This window comes from Maribacter polysaccharolyticus, from assembly GCF_028882255.1.
GTDB classification, from domain to species: domain Bacteria; phylum Bacteroidota; class Bacteroidia; order Flavobacteriales; family Flavobacteriaceae; genus Maribacter_A; species Maribacter_A polysaccharolyticus.
Genome location: NZ_JARBUY010000001.1, coordinates 331026 through 350320, shown reverse-complemented (window position 1 = coordinate 350320; position 19295 = coordinate 331026). Strand labels below are relative to the sequence as shown.

General features: G+C 42.4%; 14 protein-coding genes. 7 read left to right on the top strand and 7 right to left on the bottom strand.

The genetic code is table 11. The features are described 5' to 3' along the window. Positions 1 to 56 precede the first annotated feature (56 nt). From PHU20_RS01575 to PHU20_RS01550, 6 genes are all read left to right on the top strand, one after another. A complete protein-coding gene (locus tag PHU20_RS01575) occupies positions 57 to 2555 on the top strand; it encodes a heavy metal translocating P-type ATPase (RefSeq protein ID WP_274823582.1) in 2499 nt (832 codons plus the stop codon). Positions 2556 to 2734: 179 nt separating this feature from the next. Next, the gene (locus PHU20_RS01570; protein WP_274823581.1) at positions 2735 to 3445 is read left to right on the top strand and encodes a PepSY domain-containing protein; all 711 of its coding nucleotides are present in this window, start codon (positions 2735 to 2737) and stop codon (positions 3443 to 3445) included. A 4-nt stretch (positions 3446 to 3449) separates the two neighbouring features. Then, positions 3450 to 5222 (top strand): efflux RND transporter periplasmic adaptor subunit, encoded by a 1773-nt coding sequence (locus tag PHU20_RS01565; RefSeq protein WP_274823580.1) that lies wholly within the window; start codon positions 3450 to 3452, stop codon positions 5220 to 5222. A 32-nt stretch (positions 5223 to 5254) separates the two neighbouring features. Next, a complete protein-coding gene (locus PHU20_RS01560) occupies positions 5255 to 5497 on the top strand; it encodes a heavy metal-binding domain-containing protein (protein WP_274823579.1) in 243 nt (80 codons plus the stop codon). 433 nt (positions 5498 to 5930) lie between these two features. Beyond that, positions 5931 to 7382, top strand: a complete 1452-nt coding sequence (locus tag PHU20_RS01555; RefSeq protein WP_274823578.1) for an aminopeptidase P family protein — start codon at positions 5931 to 5933, stop codon at positions 7380 to 7382. A gap of 42 nt (positions 7383 to 7424) precedes the next feature. Further along, positions 7425 to 9074 carry a M1 family metallopeptidase gene (locus PHU20_RS01550; protein WP_274823577.1) on the top strand — a complete coding sequence of 550 codons (1650 nt, stop codon included), beginning with the start codon at positions 7425 to 7427 and terminating at the stop codon, positions 9072 to 9074. A gap of 103 nt (positions 9075 to 9177) precedes the next feature. Here the strand turns inward: PHU20_RS01550 and PHU20_RS01545 are convergent, their stop codons facing one another. Beyond that, the gene (locus PHU20_RS01545; RefSeq protein ID WP_274823576.1) at positions 9178 to 10182 is read right to left on the bottom strand and encodes an LLM class flavin-dependent oxidoreductase; all 1005 of its coding nucleotides are present in this window, start codon (positions 10180 to 10182) and stop codon (positions 9178 to 9180) included. A 219-nt stretch (positions 10183 to 10401) separates the two neighbouring features. Here PHU20_RS01545 and PHU20_RS01540 point away from each other — a divergent pair, with 219 nt between their 5' ends. Next, on the top strand, positions 10402 to 10962 hold the full coding sequence (locus PHU20_RS01540) for a DUF4494 domain-containing protein (RefSeq protein ID WP_274823575.1): 561 nt from the start codon (positions 10402 to 10404) through the stop codon (positions 10960 to 10962). A gap of 158 nt (positions 10963 to 11120) precedes the next feature. Here the strand turns inward: PHU20_RS01540 and PHU20_RS01535 are convergent, their stop codons facing one another. The 6 genes from PHU20_RS01535 to PHU20_RS01510 all read right to left on the bottom strand — a co-directional run bounded on the left by PHU20_RS01535 (position 11121) and on the right by PHU20_RS01510 (position 19153). Then, positions 11121 to 12503: an FAD-binding oxidoreductase gene (locus PHU20_RS01535; RefSeq protein WP_274823574.1), complete on the bottom strand. Its 1383-nt coding sequence runs from the start codon at positions 12501 to 12503 to the stop codon at positions 11121 to 11123. 44 nt (positions 12504 to 12547) lie between these two features. Beyond that, positions 12548 to 13033 (bottom strand): cupin domain-containing protein, encoded by a 486-nt coding sequence (locus tag PHU20_RS01530; protein WP_274823573.1) that lies wholly within the window; start codon positions 13031 to 13033, stop codon positions 12548 to 12550. Positions 13034 to 13422: 389 nt separating this feature from the next. Continuing rightward, positions 13423 to 14523, bottom strand: coding sequence for a nickel-binding protein (locus tag PHU20_RS01525; RefSeq protein WP_274823572.1), 1101 nt, complete (start codon positions 14521 to 14523; stop codon positions 13423 to 13425). A gap of 470 nt (positions 14524 to 14993) precedes the next feature. After that, positions 14994 to 17219: a formate C-acetyltransferase gene (gene pflB / locus PHU20_RS01520; protein WP_274823571.1), complete on the bottom strand. Its 2226-nt coding sequence runs from the start codon at positions 17217 to 17219 to the stop codon at positions 14994 to 14996. Positions 17220 to 17685: 466 nt separating this feature from the next. Next, positions 17686 to 18492, bottom strand: coding sequence for a universal stress protein (locus PHU20_RS01515; RefSeq protein WP_274823570.1), 807 nt, complete (start codon positions 18490 to 18492; stop codon positions 17686 to 17688). 232 nt (positions 18493 to 18724) lie between these two features. Continuing rightward, complete coding sequence (locus tag PHU20_RS01510) at positions 18725 to 19153, bottom strand: FKBP-type peptidyl-prolyl cis-trans isomerase (protein WP_274823569.1); 429 nt, start codon at positions 19151 to 19153, stop codon at positions 18725 to 18727. Positions 19154 to 19295: the final 142 nt, after the last annotated feature.

The following is a 19295-nucleotide window of genomic DNA, read 5'->3' as shown; positions in this document are numbered from 1 at the left end:
TATGGTAGCTTGTAAATAGCGAAGAACATCCGACCTTTAATAACCATAATCAAGAGATGAAACACACTTATCACATACATGGGATGACATGCAACGGTTGTCGCAGTCACGTAGAAGAGACGCTTTCCAAAGTGAAAGGCGTTTCCAAAGCAACGGTTAATTTGGAAAAAGCCGAAGCTTCCATTGAAATGGAAAGCCATATTCCTTTGGAAACATTTCAAAAGGCATTGATAGCGGATGGTGGTAGCTATAGTATTCACAAACCCGGCGAACACCATCATCGTTCAGGGCCAAAAAAGGCAAAACGACCCAAAGGAAAAGGTACGGGAACCTTTTATTGCCCTATGCATTGTGAAGGGGATAAAACTTATGACCAACCTGGCGATTGCCCTGTTTGTGGCATGGATTTGGTCGAAGAACAAAATTTATCAGCCACCTCGACAGCACAATGGACGTGTCCTATGCATCCGGAAATCGTAGAGGATGAAGCTGGGTCCTGCCCTATTTGCGGAATGGATTTGGTACCCATGCAATCCGACCTTTCAGCGGAAGAAAAGACCTATAGGGGACTATTGAAAAAGTTTTGGCTGGCCATTGCATTTACGTTGCCCATTTTCGTGATTGCCATGAGCGAAATGCTAACCAATAATCCGCTTTACGATATCATGGAACAGAAATATTGGAATTGGATTCAGTTTGCATTATCCATTCCAGTAGTGTTTTATGCTACTTGGATGTTCTTTGAACGTGCTTTTAGAAGTATAAAAACATGGAATCTCAATATGTTTACCCTTATCGGGATCGGTGCAGGTGTAGCCTGGACGTTCAGTGTTATAGGAATGTTGTTCCCTGGGGTTTTTCCAATGCAGTTCAAAACCGAATCCGGAGCGGTTCATGTGTATTTTGAGGCAGCAACCGTTATTTTGACGTTGGTGCTTTTAGGTCAGTTATTAGAGGCCCGTGCCCATAGTAAGACCAACACGGCAATTAAGGAATTATTGAAATTAGCACCGAACAAGGCCATAAAAATGGTCGATGGTGAAGAGGTCCAAGTCAGTATCGACGAGATAGGGTTAGGTGATATCCTAAAAGTAAAACCGGGGGACAAGATTCCCGTAGATGGCGTCATAACCGATGGGGAAACCAGTATCGATGAATCCATGATCACCGGGGAGCCCATTCCGGTGAGCAAGACGATAAATGATAAAGTTAGTAGCGGTACCATCAATGGCAATCGATCTTTTTTGATGAAAGCCGAAAAAGTGGGTAGTGATACGTTGCTGTCGCAGATTATCCATATGGTCAATGATGCCAGTAGAAGCCGGGCCCCCATTCAAAATTTAGCCGATAAGGTTTCGGGATATTTTGTTCCCATTGTCGTGATGATATCAATCCTGACCTTCATCGTTTGGGCAATCTGGGGTCCAGAACCTGCTTATGTGTATGCTTTTGTGAATGCCATTGCGGTTTTGATCATTGCATGCCCGTGCGCATTGGGATTGGCAACACCTATGTCGGTAATGGTGGGTGTGGGTAAAGGGGCCCAGAATGGGGTATTGATAAAAAGTGCCGAAGCCCTCGAAAAAATGAATAAGGTCAGTACACTTATCGTCGATAAAACAGGCACCATTACAGAGGGGAAACCCACCGTGGAAACCGTTCGGGCCTTCGGTGACCTCAAAGAAATGGAAATACTAAGCCATATGGTATCCCTGAATACCAATAGCGAACATCCGTTGGCCGAAGCTACCGTAAAATATGGAAAAGAACACAATGCCGAAATCATGAAATCCGAATCTTTCAGTGCTGTTACGGGAAAAGGTGTTGAAGCGAAAATAAATGGTAAAAAGGTGGCATTGGGGAATGCTAAAATGATGGAGTTTGCCAAGGCGGAAATTTCTTTTGAGATCCAGGAGGAAGCCAAAAAGTATCAGCAACTAGGGAAAACAGTATCCTATTTGGCGATTGATGAAAAAGTGAAGGGCTTTGTGGTTATTGGTGATAAGATAAAGGAAACCAGCGCCAAGGCCATCAAAACCCTTCAAGATAAAGGGATCGGTGTGATCATGCTCACAGGGGATAACCACGTTACGGCACAAGCGGTAGCATCGGAACTTGATTTGGCAGATTTCAAAGCAGGAATGCTTCCCGAAGATAAACTCAATGAGGTCGCGGAACTTCAAGAACAGGGCATGGTAGTTGCCATGGCCGGGGATGGTATCAACGATGCGCCTGCATTGGCGAAAAGTGACGTGGGGATTGCCATGGGAACAGGAACCGATGTGGCCATAGAAAGTGCTATGATAACGCTGGTAAAAGGCGATTTACACGGGATTGTAAAAGCAAGGAATCTAAGCGACAATGTGATGAAAAACATTAAGCAAAACCTGTTTTTCGCCCTGATCTATAACACTTTGGGCGTGCCTATTGCCGCAGGGGTACTATACCCGTTCTTTGGTATTTTACTATCCCCGATGATTGCAGCTTTAGCCATGAGTTTTAGCTCGGTTTCGGTCATAAGCAATGCCCTAAGATTAAAGACCATAAGCATTTGATGTAGTGCTTGGAACAGTTTTTAAAATATCAAAAAGATTGGCATTCTAAAGGGAATCCCGTATAAATGAAACTGGCTGATTTGGCGGTTATCAAAATTACCGGGGTATGAACAGTTGGGGTCATGGATTATGTTTTGGGGTTACAGGAAGCATTAGGAATATAAAATTGGGTAAATAAGATGATAAAGAGAAAAACAGCGTTAAAAATCAGGAAAACACATCGTTATTTAGGTTTGTTTTTGGGGGTCCAATTCCTTTTTTGGACGATAAGTGGCTTGTATTTCAGTTGGACGGACCTTGATGAGATCCACGGGGATCAATTTAAGGATCCGGACTATGCCCCAAAATCCTTTAAGACCCTGATAAGTCCTTCCCAGCTCGATGTTTCCGAAGGTGTGAATACCATTGCACTAAGGGATATTGGCAATAGACCATATTATTGGGTAAATAAGAAGCAGTTGTTTAATGCTACCAACGGAAATCCAAAACATGGTATCACCGTTTCGGAAGCCCTTTACATCGCAAAAAACCATATGGGAAACAATTTGGAAGTAGCATCGGTCGAGCAAATAAATGAGGTGGGAAAGCACCACGAATACCGTGAAAAGTTATTGCCGGCTTATGTTATTTCGTACAAATCGGATGAAGCCTTAAAAGCTTATGTTTCGGTCAAGGATGGAAAATTTCAAACGGTACGGCATCGAAGTTGGCGTTGGTTTGATTTTTTATGGATGACACATACCATGGATTATGAAGGAAGGGATAATTTCAATACGACGGTCTTGAGGGCATTTTCCCTTTTGGGATTGATTACGGTGTTAAGCGGATTTTTAGTTTGGTACACCTCCTCACCTTCCATTGGAAAAATAAAAAGAAAAATTAAACCATAGAATAATGAAAAAATATATACTGTATTTGGGCACTTTGATCATTGGCCTACTTTTGGGATGGATGATCTTCGGGGGGGCATCAAAGAAAGAAACAGACCACAATCACGATACGGTTACAGAAACCAATCACATGTGGACCTGCTCCATGCACCCACAAATCATGCAACCCGAACCGGGCGAATGCCCTATTTGCGGAATGGATTTGATACCCATCGAAAGTGGTAGTGATGGGATGTTGGCAAATCAATTCAAATTGACAGAAAACGCCATGGCATTGGCCAACATCCAAACAACGATTATCGGCCAAGGTAAATTGGAAGGCAGTACCGTGAAATTGTCTGGTAAAATCGTTGAAAATGAAGAGGCAAATACGGTTCAAGTCAGTTACTTTTCAGGTAGAATAGAAAGGCTATATGTCAGTACTACCGGGGAAAAAGTCCGTAAAGGCCAGTTGATGGCAACCATTTATTCCCCGGAACTGTATGCTGCACAACAGGAATTGATAACCGCGGCCAAATTAAAGGAATCGCAACCTGCATTATACAAGGCAGTACGTAATAAATTGAAGTTATTGAAACTTTCCGACAATCAAATCAGTCAGATTGAGGAAACGGGAATCGTACAGGAAAATTTCCCGGTCCACGCCACCGTTTCCGGTACGGTCATAGAAAAGTCGGTGGCCCAAGGGGATTTTGTCCGACAAGGTCAGCCCTTATTGAAAATTGCCGATCTCAACACCGTTTGGGCAAACTTCGATGTGTATGAAAATCAAATAAACCTATTTGAAAAGGGACAAGAAGTTGTGGTAACTACGAATGCTTATGGCAATAAGGAATTCAAGGGGAAAGTGGATTTCATAGCCCCCATAGTAAATGCAAGTACAAGAACGGTGACCTTGCGCGTGGTGCTCAATAATGAAAACGCTTTATTCAAACCAGGAATGTTCGTGGCTGCCAAGGTGGTTGGGGGTACGAAAGATACCAAGAATGTACTGACCCTACCTGCATCGGCGATTTTATGGACAGGGGAACGATCAGTGGTCTATTTGAAAACCGATCCAAACCAACCGGTTTTTGAAATGCGTGAAGTGGTTTTAGGGAGCCGTATAGGAGATGATTATGAAGTTTTGGAAGGCCTGTCCGCTGGAAACGAAATCGTGGTGAATGGTACCTTTACCGTTGATGCAGCTGCCCAATTACAGGGTAAAAAATCAATGATGAATAAGGGTGGTGGCACAACAATGACGGGCCATGAAGGACATATGGGAACGGATACCGCATCATCAAAAAAAGAAAGTGACCCGACCCCTGGGCATGAACGCATGGAGGTGCCGGTAAAATTCCAAGGACAATTAAAAGCGATTTTTAATGATTACATCAATTTGAAAGATGCTTTCATCGAGGAAAATCCGAAAAATATAACATCAAGTGCCGTAAATTTACGCAACAATCTAGGTATGGTCGATAGCAAGCTATTATCGGATAATACCTCCCATGAACTTTGGATGGTTTTGGAAAAAGAACTGATAACCGCTACGTCGGCCATTTCCGAAATGTCGGATATCAATGCACAAAGAAACCATTTCAAGCATTTGTCCTCACACCTGATCAACGTTGTGCAACGATTTGGGGTAAATGAAAAAGTCTATGTGGAATTTTGTCCAATGGCCGATAATAACAGGGGCGCATATTGGTTGAGCAAAGAAGAAAAGGTAATCAATCCGTATTTTGGTAGCGCCATGCTTACCTGTGGGGAAGTAAAACAAGTAATAAACTGAATAAACATATAATGACAATTAAATATTTTAAAATGAAGAAGGTAATTTTAGTATTGGCAATTAGTTTGGGAATGGGGGTGTTTTTCACATCGTGTAAGGAGACAAAAAAAGTGGAAAATACGGAAGTGCATGAAAACCATGATCATGGAGCGGATGAAACGGCTACGCATGAGGTATATCAATGCCCAATGAAATGTGAAGGCGATAAAACCTATAAAGAAGAAGGGCAATGTCCTGTATGCCATATGGATTTAAAGAAAGTTGTAAAACAATAAATCGGTACAGATGGTAGCATCAAATAAGTACATCGCTATGGCTTCGACGATGTGTATGATGCTACCCTATCATTTGATAGAACGATCATCTTCCCTTCCATGATGGGGTACTCCTTTTTCTCATATACCCTTATCGTCGGGGACAGACCTTTGGGTCAATGCATACGATCTGGTTTAGCTTTGTTTTTCGGTGCTTTTGGTCGATCGCCGTATTTCTCTTCTTAAAATATGAGGGAACATTAATCTGTACTTCTTTGGTTGATTATCAGTCCTGTAGGGTTTTGTCGTCAATTTTCCGTCCTATTTAGGTGGAATATATCTTTATTTAATTGATGCTTTTGGGGATTGCAGGCCCCCAACCGTTAGAACTATTTTATTAAATTAGCCTGAAGTCAAAGTACAAACCAACCCAAACCCATTAAATTTTCTAAATATGAAGAACTTACGTGCAAACTATTTTCTCATTTTGCTTGGTCTATGCCTAAACCAATTACAGGCTCAGGATAACCATCATTACCAAACCGATTTTTCCATTGACAATTTTACCGAACGTAGAACGAAGGTATTCAATGCCATCGGCAATGAGGCCATAGCACTGGTGCAAGGTGCTGGAGGTCATCCCGGATTCAGTGTTTTTAGGCAATCGAACACTTTTTACTACCTCACTGGATTGGAAACCGACCATGCCTATCTGATGCTAAACGGAAAAAATAAGCAAACAACGCTTTACCTGCCACATCGGGATGAAAGCCGTGAAAAAGGACAGGGTAAGATATTGTCCGCAGAGGACAAAGAACTGGTTTTGGAGCTTACCGGGGTCGATGATGTAAAAGGATATGAATTTTTGTCTTCCGATTTGCTCAGAACTGGACTTATTAAATCAGATACCCCCCTGCTCTATACCCCCCTAGGTCCGGCAGAAACAGGGAACGACAGTAGGGATGAACTTTTATATGCACAGGCGCGGGTAACGGCCGATCCGTGGGACGCTTCATCGACTAAGGAAGCGTTATTCGTACAAAAAATAAAATCACAGTTCCCACAATTTGAAATTCGCGACTTATCCCCGATCATGGATGCGATGCGATTGATCAAAAGCAAGGAAGAAATTGCCCTGATACGGAAGGCTACACAAATCGCAGGTCTTGGGATCATCGAAGCCATGCGGTCTACCGAACCGGGGGTTTTTGAATATCAGCTCGATGCCGCCGCCAAATATATTTTCCACGTCAACGGTTCCCGTGGCGATGGTTATGCCTCCATTATCGGTGGGGGTACCAATGCCTTTATGGGACACTATTTTCATAAAACGGATGTACTGAAATCCGGGGATCTGGTATTGATGGATTATGCACCCGATTATCGGTATTACACCAGTGATGTGACCAGAATATGGCCCGTGAACGGTAAATTCGACGATGCCCAAAAGGCGTTGTACAATTTCATCGTGGCTTACCGGGATGCCCTGTTCAAATATATTAAGCCCGGTGTTACTTCCGATGAGGTTCTCGACCGGGCCGCTGCGGACATGAACGACTATTTAAAAGGAAAATCCTTTGCCAAACCCCATTATCTGAAAGCGGTGCAAGAAGGGGTGAAATTCCGGGGGCATTTTCAGCATCCCGTGGGCATGGCCGTGCATGATGTGGGCAACGTGCGTCGGGTACCCCTAAGGGCCGGTATGGTCTTCACCATCGACCCCATGATTTGGATTCCCGAGGAACGCCTGTATATCCGTATTGAAGATGTCGCTTTGGTCACCGAGGATGGTGTGGAAAACCTAAGTGCTTTTGTGCCGTCGTCCATAGCGGATGTGGAAAAGACCATCATGGAAAAGGGGGTCATCGAATTCCGTCGACCTGCCGCGTTACCGCTAAAAAACTGACCCTACCCCTAACAATAGATAACCACCACCTAAAACCATCCTATGAAAAGTATCTCTTTATTGCTTTTATTTGCCCTAGTTCTACCGATAAGAGCGGCTAATCCGATAACGGACAACTACCCGAAAAATCCAAATATCGATGCCATTGATTATGTGTTTCGCATAAGCCTTTCGGATACCTCTGATGAGATCCAATGTGAGGAGACCGTTGAAATCCGATATTTGGCTGCCGGGGAAACGACATTACGGCTGGATTTGGTCAAGGCATCCAAAAAACTGGATCAAAAGGGTATGATGGTCAGTAAGGTGATTTCAGAAGGAAAGCTACTCGACTTTACGCATGACGATGCCATCCTGGCCATTCAATTGCCCGAACCGTCAAAGACGAACCAATACAGTTCCTATACCATAAGTTATAAAGGGGTTCCGGCCACTGGCCTTAAAATCGGGGACAATAAATACGGGGACCGGACCTTCTTTAGCGACAATTGGCCCAATAAAGGGAGAAATTGGTTGGCAACCATTGATCACCCCTACGACAAGGCCACTTGTGAGTTCATCGTAAGTGCGCCCACAAAATATCAGGTTGTTTCCAATGGATTGAAGATCGAGGAAACCGATTTGGGTAACGGTCAACGCCTTACCCATTGGAAGCAATCGGTTCCCATTGCTACATGGCTTTATGTTTTGGGTGTGGCGGAGTTTGCGGTACAGTATGTGGACGAGTTCGAGGGTAAATCGATCGAATCATGGGTATATCCACAAAACAGGGAGGCGGGATTTTACGATTTTGCCATCCCTACAAAAAGGGTACTGGAGTTCTATAGCGATTGGGTAGGGCCTTTTTCCTATGAAAAATTGGCCAATATACAATCGAACAGTGTAAGTGGTGGCATGGAAGCGGCATCGGCCATCCTATATAGTGAAAATTCCGTAGTCGGAGATCGAAATGAACGCTGGAGGAATGTGGTCATTCATGAAATTGCCCATCAATGGTTCGGAAATGCCGTGACCGAATATGACTGGGACGATGTGTGGTTGAGCGAAGGTTTCGCCACCTATTTTACACTGCTTTTCATTGAGCATGAATACGGTCATGATGAGTTTTTACAGGGCCTTGCCAAGAGTAAAGAAATGGTGGATGATTTCTATGCGAAAAATCCGGAGTATCGCATCGTTCATGACAATCTTAGCGATATGTCCCAAGTAACCAGCAGACAGACCTATCAAAAAGGAAGTTGGATTCTACATATGTTACGCGGAGTGGTGGGGACCGATGTTTTTTGGAAAGGAATTCAGGCGTATTACAAGAAGTATAAGGATTTGAATGCCACTACGGCCGATTTTCAAAAGGAAATGGAAAAGGCTTCAGGGTTGAACTTGGAATACTTTTTTCAACAGTGGTTGTACAAACCCGGTACGCTTAAGTACCAAGGTAATTGGACCTATGATGACAAAAACCGAAAAGTGACCCTTCGTTTGGATCAGGTACAGCATGATGGAAGCTTTTTTAGAATGCCTTTGGAGATCGGTATATACGGGACCGATGGCAAGCATCGGTTGATTGAAAAGGTACAGGTCGATAAAAAATCGAACTCCTTTACGTTTACGCTTGATTTTATCCCGGAACAAATTGTACTCGATCCCAATTCCTGGGTTTTGATGGAAGCCGATTTCGTAAAAAAACAGTAAGAGTCCTGATTCGATCAGGGTTTATGGGATTGTCAGCGACTTCGTTGCGGCAATCCCGTTTTAACTTGCCGGGCAAATGACGGGCAACCCATCTATTTTCCTGCTAATGCAATTCCTTCATGATTTCCGCAAATAATTTATATGACCGTATCTTATCTTCCAGTCCATAGATATGGGTCACGGCAATCAGTTCATCTGCTTTGGTTTGTTCCAAAAACGCTTTTAATTGGGTCTTGACAGTGGCTTTACTGCCAATAAAGGAATACTTAAGCATTTGCTGTATCTGCGGATGTTGCATGGTTTCCCTTAAGGTATCGGTCATTGCCGTTGGCGGTTGAACATCATCGCGTTTACCTGTAAATATACCTATGATCAAACGGATCAAGGAAGTTGATAATCGTTCAGCTTCTTCATCGGTATCCGCAATAATAACGTTTACCCCTGCCATCACATACGGTTTTTCGGACTGTTTTGAAGGCTGGAATTCTTCACGGTAGATTTGTAAGGCTTCCCTTAAGTGGGTGGTGGCAAAGTGACTGGCAAAGGCATATGGTAATCCTTTTTTGGCCGCTAAATGGGCACTATCGGTACTTGACCCCAAAATATAGAATGGAATTTCAACCCCTTCCGCTACGGTAGCACGTACTTTGGCTTTGGCATTCGCTTTTGAAAAGTACATTTCCAACTGTTCCAATTCCGAAGGAAATGAATGTGCCGCCTGCATAAAATCGGAACGTATGGCCTGTGCGGTTTCCCTATCGGTTCCCGGTGCCCTTCCCAAGCCCAAATCGATTCGGTTGGGATATAAAGAAGCTAGCGTGCCAAATTGCTCGGCTATAATCAAGGGGGAATGGTTTGGGAGCATAATTCCACCGGAACCGATACGAAGGGTTTTTGTTCCTTCGGCAACATAACCGATAAGTATCGAAGTGGCACTACTCCCGATATTGGATGCATTATGGTGTTCTGCCAACCAAAAGCGGGTATACCCGAGGTTTTCGGCATGTTTTGCCAATTCACGCACATTGTTGAATGTCTGTGCAAGCGTATGGTCCTTGGACACCAATGCTAAATCCAAAATGGAATAGGCGGTAGGTTCTGTATTCATGGTTAATTACGATTTTATGCTGTAAAATTACATAATGCAGTTCGTAATAACAGGAAGGCGATACGTTTTGGCTTTTATATAACACCTTAGGGTAACCCTAACTGCTTCATGCTAAAAACGATATGGTTTCCGTTTGAAAATTGTGAATATCTATTCCCGATTTTGACTTTTTCCCCTAATCTGAAACCCTATATTTGGCACCCTTAAAACAAAAAAAATATGAGTGCAACGTGGTATGAGTGCAAAGTAAAATATAGAAAACTGGATGAAGCATCGGGTATGCTAAAGGTAAAGACCGAGCCTTATTTGGTAGATGCCGTATCCTACACCGAGGCAGAAAGTCGGATTACCGAAGAAATGGCGGCCTATCTGAGCGACAGTGAGGAAATCAAGATCACGAATATCAAAGTGGCCAATTATGCCGAGATCCATCCGTTTGAGAATTCCGACAGATGGTTTAAATCAAAAGTTTCCTTGATTGCCTTTGATGAGGAAAGTGGAAAGGAGCGTAAAACAAACCTTTACCTTTTGGTGCAGGCCAACGATGTAAAGGAGGCCTATGACAATACGGTTGTCGCCATGAAAGACACTATGGGCGATTACACCATACCGGCGATTTCAGAATCCCCTATTATGGATGTGTTCCCTTATTTTTCAGGTGAAGAAGGGGAAGTGGAACGCTTGGAAAAGTTCACGGCCTTAAAGGACTCCGTACCTTTGAAGAACGATATGGATGAGGCTTTGGAGATGGCCGATGTACTGTCCGAAGAGGAGGAATAGCTTATTTCCAACATAAAATAGGGTGTAAAGACCCCAAATAAAGGAAGTCCGTTTAATGATTTTTAAACGGACTTTTTTTTGCCTTATAGATCTTGTTTTAAAGTTGGGGAATAGACTTTAAAAGGTGGTTTTGGACCTTTGGAATATGGTCTAAATACCTAGGGCTTGATATTTTGGTTCACCTTGAATAAATTATCCGGATCGTAGGTGTTTTTTATCGCGACCAGTCGATCATAATTGTGCCGATAACTGGCTTTGATGCGTTCCTGGCCTTCTTCCATCATAAAATTGGAATAGGCCCCACCCGAGGAATATGGGTGTAGCGTGTTGTAATAATCCTTGCACCAATCAGTTATTTTCTCCTTGTTGTTCGGGTCTTGGTCAACCCCTACAATTACCCCGGCATATTTTGCATCCCTATAGGCCCAAGGCGTATCGGTAGCACCAACCCTGCTCGCGGCCCCGCTAATGGGATATAAATGCATTTGCGAAAGCGGTGTGGGAATTTGGGAGCCATGTTTCAAATGGCCCGCTCTTACCTCCGGACCCAATTCGTCAAAAAAGTCGGCCCTCCAATACCATTGCAATCCCGGAGGAAAGAGTCCGTCGAACAAGGTCTGTACAGAAGGATAGGGCATTTCCCCTACATGTTCGAATAAAGGTTTTTTATCGCGTACAGGTTTAAAAACATCCTTGAATTTATCTGGATGCCCGGTATAGCACCAGACCACGCCACAGAATTGTTTGTTATGCAAATGCTCGGGGAAAGGAGGCCCTGGAATGACCAAAGTTGCAATAAACCCGTTTAAATCTTCCGGAGCTCCATGTATAAATCCATCAAACCATGCCATGATTTCCTCGGTTTGCGCTATGGGCCATAAGGTGGGTCCCCCAATAACCGTTTTTATGGGATGGGCCTGGAACTTAAAGGAGGTTACGATCCCAAAGTTGCCTCCACCCCCACGGATGGCCCAAAACAGATCGGCATGCTGTTCCTTGCTCACGGTTACAAAAGTACCATCGGCCAATACCATATCGGCCTCCAACAAATTGTCTATGGTAAGTCCAAATTTCCTGGAAAGATAGCCTACACCGCCGCCCAAGGTCAACCCCCCTACTCCTGTAGTGGAAATTATTCCCGCCGGTATGGCCAATCCAAAGGCGTGTGTGGCATGGTCTACTTCACCCCAAAGGTTTCCTCCTCCTACACGTACGGTGTTGTTGGAAGGGTCTACCCGTACAAATTTGATTCCTGACAAATCAATGACCATTCCGTCGTCGCAAATGCCCAATCCACCTCCATTGTGGCCCCCACCCCGAACGGCGATAAGCAAATCGTTTTCCCGTCCAAAATTGACCGAGGCCAAAACATCGGCCACATCTACACATTTGACGATCATACCGGGATGCTTATCTATCATACCGTTGAATACCTTTCGACGGGTATCGTATTCGATATCCGAAGGCATTACCACTTCTCCCCTAATTTGATTTTTTAAGGATGCTATCAGTTCGGCATCCAATCCTTTTACCATTTCCATAATCGTATTTTTTAATTGTTAGATAAGCCATAATACCCTTCAGATCATTCCGTTCCCACGGTAATGGGAAAAGCGTCCAATGGCTCTTCGAAGGCAATAAAAAGGACACAGGGTTCTTCACTTCCGCATTTTGCGGTGTGTGGTTTATTGGCCGGGCCAAATGCATAGGAACCAACCTTCATGGTCTGTTCACTTTCCCCTTCATAAGTAACATGTAGTTCCCCGGAAACAAGGATCATTCGTTCAGCTGAACTATGCCGATGTTTAGGAATTACATAATTGGCAGGTACCTTAAAAAAGATATCTACATTTCTTTTTGAGGGGTCTCCGTGCAGTACGGATATGCTACAACCCTCTGGCATAAAGGATGGACACGGACCCCATTGCAGATCTTTATCCATATGTGTCCTTACCAAGGAGGTTTCCATTTCATCTTCAAGGTCATCTTGCCCGAAAAAGGAAGGGCTTGCCAAAAAAAAGGAGATCAACAGTACAACTTTTAATTTCGATAATACATACATAAACTTCATGACTCAACTATTTAAGGTTAATAAAATGATTCAACTTCAGCTGTAAATCCCATGGCTCTTTTCTTCCTTTTCGCTTCTTGGGAGATCGCAACGTACCGTAAACCGTTTTACCTTTCGCGTAAACGAAGGCAAGAAAAGTTGGAAAAAGGGAACTAATGGGAGATCGGTTACTTATAAAAAATGAGGGGATACTTATGTAAACAAAACAGCGTGACCCTGAGCAATGGGGAGTTTACGTTTTTTGATGCCGGACCGAACACTAGGTTCCGAAGCGCTATTCTTTTTGTTGGAATAAAGTTAAGTAGCAAAATACTGAATGACCGCTACTTTTTATCCAAATAATAACAATATTTGAGCATGGGGTGTTTTATGCCCACAAAAAAAAAGCCTTAATCAACAAAATTTTGGATATACTTTGAGGGAAGGATTCCGAAATGATCCATAAAACATTTTGAAAAGTAAGACGCACTGCTAAACCCGGTTGAAAAGGCTGTTTCGGAAACATTGTTCCTGTTCAAAAGCTGTAAGGCCATTTCCAACCTATAATCCTTGATAAGCCTATTAGGGGATTTGCCAGTAAGCGCTATCATTTTTCTATAGAGTTGGGATTTGCTATAGCCCATTTTTTTACTGAAACCATCCGCGTTGAAGGCTGCATTGGTCCATTCCTTTTCCATGATGTCCATGAACAGGTTTATGAATTTCCCCTCATCTACTTTTAAGGCCGTCAAGTTTTTATTTTCCAATTTCTGGTTCAAATTTTCACTTTCATACAATTCCCTTACCTCTGGGGACAATACGACCTTATCATCCACCAAGGCACAAAAACGTTCCGCCATTTTAATGGTGTCCTCAAAAATACCGTCTTTTTCGGTGACCGGCACGCCTGCGTGTAATCCTATGCTCGATTGGATGTCTGTATTCGACGTCATGGAAAGGGAATTTAAGTTGGCATATATTTCCCGGGCGCAGTGTACGGCATTGGTGACCGAATTGAAGGACAGTAAAAAATAATCGGATTGCTGCTTTACGATCCGACCGAAATATTTTTCGGTTACTCCAATAATGGATGAATGGCTATTGGCGATATCCTTAGGTAAATGTAATGGGTCAACACCCTTTAATGAACCGATTTTTAAGGCGATGACCATAATGGTCCTAAATGCGGGGTCATTTATGATATTCAGTTCTGTTTTTTTCGATTTTTCAGGATCTTCGATCCTTCCTAGGAAAGATTCCACTATGGATCCCTCCACTTCGATAATCCTATGGGGAACTTCACCATGGGCATGGTTATGCATATCCTGGATGGCCTTTTTGTTAGGGGCCTGGATAAGGCAAAAGGCGGTCCGCCTTTTTTCATCGCACCAGTAGGTCATACCCTTACAACCGTAAAGATGTTCAATCTTTAAATCTTCCTTATGCATTTGTGCCACATGTACCGCAGTGATTTCTTGAGGTATATCGTGACGATCCATATAAATAGGCATGGTGAATGTGTTTTATACAATATAGTGAATTTTAACCAGTTAGGGTTATATTTCCTATTTTACTTATCGGGATTTGTTGGATGCGATTGGCGGTCAAGGAAAAGGATACCCCTGAGTAAAGCCAGAAAGGATTGGCATTGGATAATAAAAAGAAAGATTAAAAGAAAGCCGGGTGTGGCAAGCCTAAATGCGGTGCCGAAAATTTATGGCCCACCGAGATCCTAAAGGGGAATTACCGCTATAAAAACAATTTATGGATGATGGTATGGACAATTATAAGCATGGAACTGGCTATCATAAACAAGCCAATAACCATAAAATCTTAAGGTAGGAGGTGCTGTTTACATGGTTCAAAGGGAAGTCCCTAGGCCTTTAGGCAATGGCCGAACCGTTTTTAAATATTAAAGCACTCGGGAAAAGAAGCTGTTATACTCCTAATCCCAAATGCTTTCAATACAAAAATTAAAAAATTACATGGACTCGTGGAAAGAACGTGTAATAACTTCCATTTGCTGCTCTTTTGTCAACCGTACAAAATTAACGGCATAACCGGATACGCGAATGGTCAATTGAGGATATTCCCCAGGATTTTCCATGGCATCGAGCAACGTTTCCTTATTCAATACATTTACATTCAAATGTTGTGCATTCCTTGAGAAATAACCATCAAGGGTCGTAGCTAAATTGTCTATTCTATCTTGTTCCGATGAACCTAATGATTTAGGTACGATAGAGAAGGTATTGGAAATTCCATCCAAAGAATCCTTATAGTCAATTTTTGATACGGAGTTCAAGGAAGCGATGGCTCCATTTTTATCACGACCATGCATTGGATTTGCACCCGGTGCAAAAGGTACCCCATGAGCCCTACCATCTGGTGTTGCTCCGGTTTTCTTACCATAGGATACGTTTGACGTAATGGTCAATACCGACATGGTAGGTTCTGCATTTTTGTAAACAGGCAATTGTTTCAACTCATTGTTAAAATCAGCTACTGCTTGACTTGCCAATAAATCTACCCTGTCATCGTCATTTCCATAGCAAGGGAATTCCCCTTCGATTTCGAAATCGACCGTTAAACCTTCTTCATTTCTTACGGGTTTGACTTTCGCGTATTTTATGGCTGAAAGTGAATCGGCTACTATTGATAATCCGGCAATACCATAAGCAATGTTAATGCTTGGATTGGTATCGATTAAAGCCATTTGGGCCTTTTCATAATAGTATTTGTCGTGCATATAATGAATAATGTTCATTGAATCGTTATAAACACGGGCAACTTCTTTCATGGCAATTTTGAAATTGGCCATTACTTTATCGAAATCAAGATACTCATCAGTATATTCAGGAACACCATTTACAACTTGTTGTCCTGTAAACTCACAACGTCCACCATTAAGGGCCAATAATAATGTTTTGGCCAAGTTGGTACGGGCACCGAAGAATTGGATCGATTTTCCTAAAGCTTGATAAGATACACAACATGCGATACCGTAATCGTCTGAGCCACGGTTCTCACGCATTAAGTTATCGTTTTCAAACTGGATGGATGAGGTATCGATGGCAACTTTGGCACAATAATCCTTAAAGTTCTGTGGCAAGGATTCTGACCAAAGAATGGTAATGTTAGGTTCTGGTGAAGGGCCTAAATTATATAAGGTGTTCAAGAACCTGAAAGAAGTTTTGGTGACTTTACTCCTACCATCTTCGAACATTCCTCCAATAGCCTCGGTCACCCATGTTGGGTCTCCTGCGAATATCTCATCGTAAGCTCCCATTCTCAAGTGACGGACCATACGTAATTTCATTACGAATTGGTCGATATATTCTTGGGCTTCAATTTCTGTGATCAAGCCTTCTTGTAAATCTTTCTCAATGTAAATATCAAGGAAAGTAGATACATTACCCAATGACATGGCAGCACCATCCTGTGATTTAACAGCTGCTAAGTAAGCCATATAGGTCCATTGAACGGCTTCTTTGGCATTTTGGGCTGGGCGGGCTAAATCCAAATCGTATTTAGCTCCCAATTCGATCATTTCTTTCAACGCTTTGATCTGCTCAGATACTTCTTCACGCAAACGGATCACGGCATCGCTCATTGGACCGGTAATATTCGCTAAATCGGCTTTCTTGGAGGCTATCAAGAAATCGATTCCGTATAATGCAACCCTACGATAATCACCGATAATCCTACCCCTTGCGTAGTTATCGGGTAAACCTGTTAGGAAACCTAAAGAACGGAACTTCTTGATTTCTGACGTATAGGCATCAAATACACCATCGTTATGGGTTTTGACATATTTGGAAAATAAATTTGTCAGGTTTTCATTAGGTGCGACACCTTGTTCCGATAAGGCTTTTTGAACCACTTTAAAACCACCGAATGGTTTCATGGTCCTTTTTAACAATTCATCGGTTTGAAGACCGACGATAACTTCATTTTCTTTGTCTATGTAACCAGCTTCAAAAGCACTTACGGTAGAAATCGTTTCCGTATCCACAGATCGAACCCCATTGTTAAGTCTTTCCTCTTGGGTTGCGGCCTTACAAATATCCCAAAGCTTTTGGGTTTTTTCACTTGGCCCTACCAAAAATTCATGTGTTCCATGGTAAGGGGTAATATTGTTGAATACAAAATCCCTTACGTTGACATTTTCTGTCCTAACTCCGTTTTTAATTTGTTTTACTTCCACATTAATCAATTTAAAATTTGTATTGTTTGATCGTTTTAAGGGGCCAAAATTAGGACATATAAAAACTTAGAAAACTGATAAATGTCATGAAACTGCCTTTTTTACAAGGGATTAGGGCTAAAGCGTTTAAAACATAGGGGTACCAAAAGAAATTTTTTTTTGCTTTTTTCAGTGAAGGGTAATATAGGATATATTACTGTTAATTTAGCATATTGATAGGTGTGGAAAAGGGACGGTAAAAAGCACAAGTTTTATAAAAATCGCCATATTCCTTCTTATTGATTCCATACTGAGGGTGTTTTTTAAGGCATAATACAGCCTTTTTAGACCATAAAATATCGCTAACCTTTATTTGTAGGACAAAGGCATTGAACTTTTTTGAGCGAAATGCTTTCAACGTAAAAGACCGGGAGGCTTTTATAAAGGATGGCATATCCACGTTCATCCCGGTAAGTACTTCTTGGCCCTATGCAATAGGAATGGACAATAATGGAATGTTCAGGCCTGAGGCCATTTCCCGGGTCTTACTCTTATGGATCAAGGATTCCCAAAAACCATATTTTTTTGGAATCATCACCAATAACTCCGATTCCGATCTTCGGATTTCATTTTCCAAAGCCTCAATGACCGTATTCGATTTTACATTCTTATAGTAAAGAGTCAGGTCTTCCAAACCTTTGTCGATGTTATCATGGGAAATCGGCTGTAATTCACTTAATTTTTGCTCAACATAAAAGACGGTAACTTCCGATTTGAGATGTACGGCTACCCGACGTAATTCGGCCAAGGTTTTCACCGGGATTTCCTGCAACAGGTCACAGGCGAAAAGGATTTTTTTCACGCCCGAGAATTTTGCGTTTACCGGAATGGCCAATACGGGAAAACGTTTCATGCTTATCAAGGTCGTAGTAGGGTTCCCCAATAAATTCTGTTCCATGGTTTTAGGGGACATCCCGATAACCAATAATCGAGAGCCATATGCCTTCATTAGCCGGTCCGATTCCTGGTCCAAACTTGAAAAACTGCACTCGGAGGCTGTCTCAATCCCGAATTTTTTGGTGAGTTCTGAAGCAATCCCCTTTAATTTATGTTTATTCTTATCGATTAAATTCTCAACGTAAGTCGCCGATAATCTTGCATTGGACGCATGGATCGGAAGTTTGAAAGCATTGAACAGGACTAGTTTTGTTTTGAATTCTTGCGCTAAATTGGCCGCATATGCGATGGCATTATCCGATGTCTCGGAAAAATTCGTGGCTACTAAAATGCTCATATGACAGGTAGATTGTATAACCAGCTAAGGTACATGATCTACCTCAGGAATAGTTGGTCTATAATAGGGTGTTATTGGTCTGAAAAAGGGATTTTCGAACTTTGGGGAAAGAAAGCAATACCCTTCTTTTAAAGGGAGGGGCTTGTAATGATCAGGTTGATTATGGGAAACAAAAAAAGGAAGGTAATTCACCTTCCTTTTAAATATTCAGATTTTAATGATCCTGTCGAATTTATTTGATCTCGACCAATTGCAGTTCAAAGGTCAAATCATGACCGGCCAAAGGGTGGTTGGCGTCAATGACAATATCGGTTTCGTTTACTTCGGCAATACGCAAGGGCTGCTCACTACCATCTGGATTTTTGGCTACAAGCCCCATGCCCACTTCGGGTACAATGCCTTCTGGAAGATCTTCTTTATTGACCCGTTGAAAAAGTTCTTTTTGTACGTCTCCATACGCTTCCTCTTTTGCAATGTTAATGGTCTTTTTTTCATTGACCTCCATTTCGATCAGGCCTTTTTCAAAACCAGGTATCAAAGCTCCTTGTCCCAAGGTTACCTCTAAAGGCTCCCTGTCTATAGAGCTATCAAAAATTTGACCGTTACCCAATTTTCCCGTGTAGTGTACTTTGACCGTATCGTTGGCCTTTACTTTACCCATAAACTTAATTTACAATTATTTGACTTAATTTAAAGTTGACGGCAAAGGTAAGGGCTTTATATCGGCTCAAAGAATAATTAGTTGAAAATCTTAAAAATCAGCGGTATCCCCTACTTTTTAAAGACTTAATGGGGTATCCTGG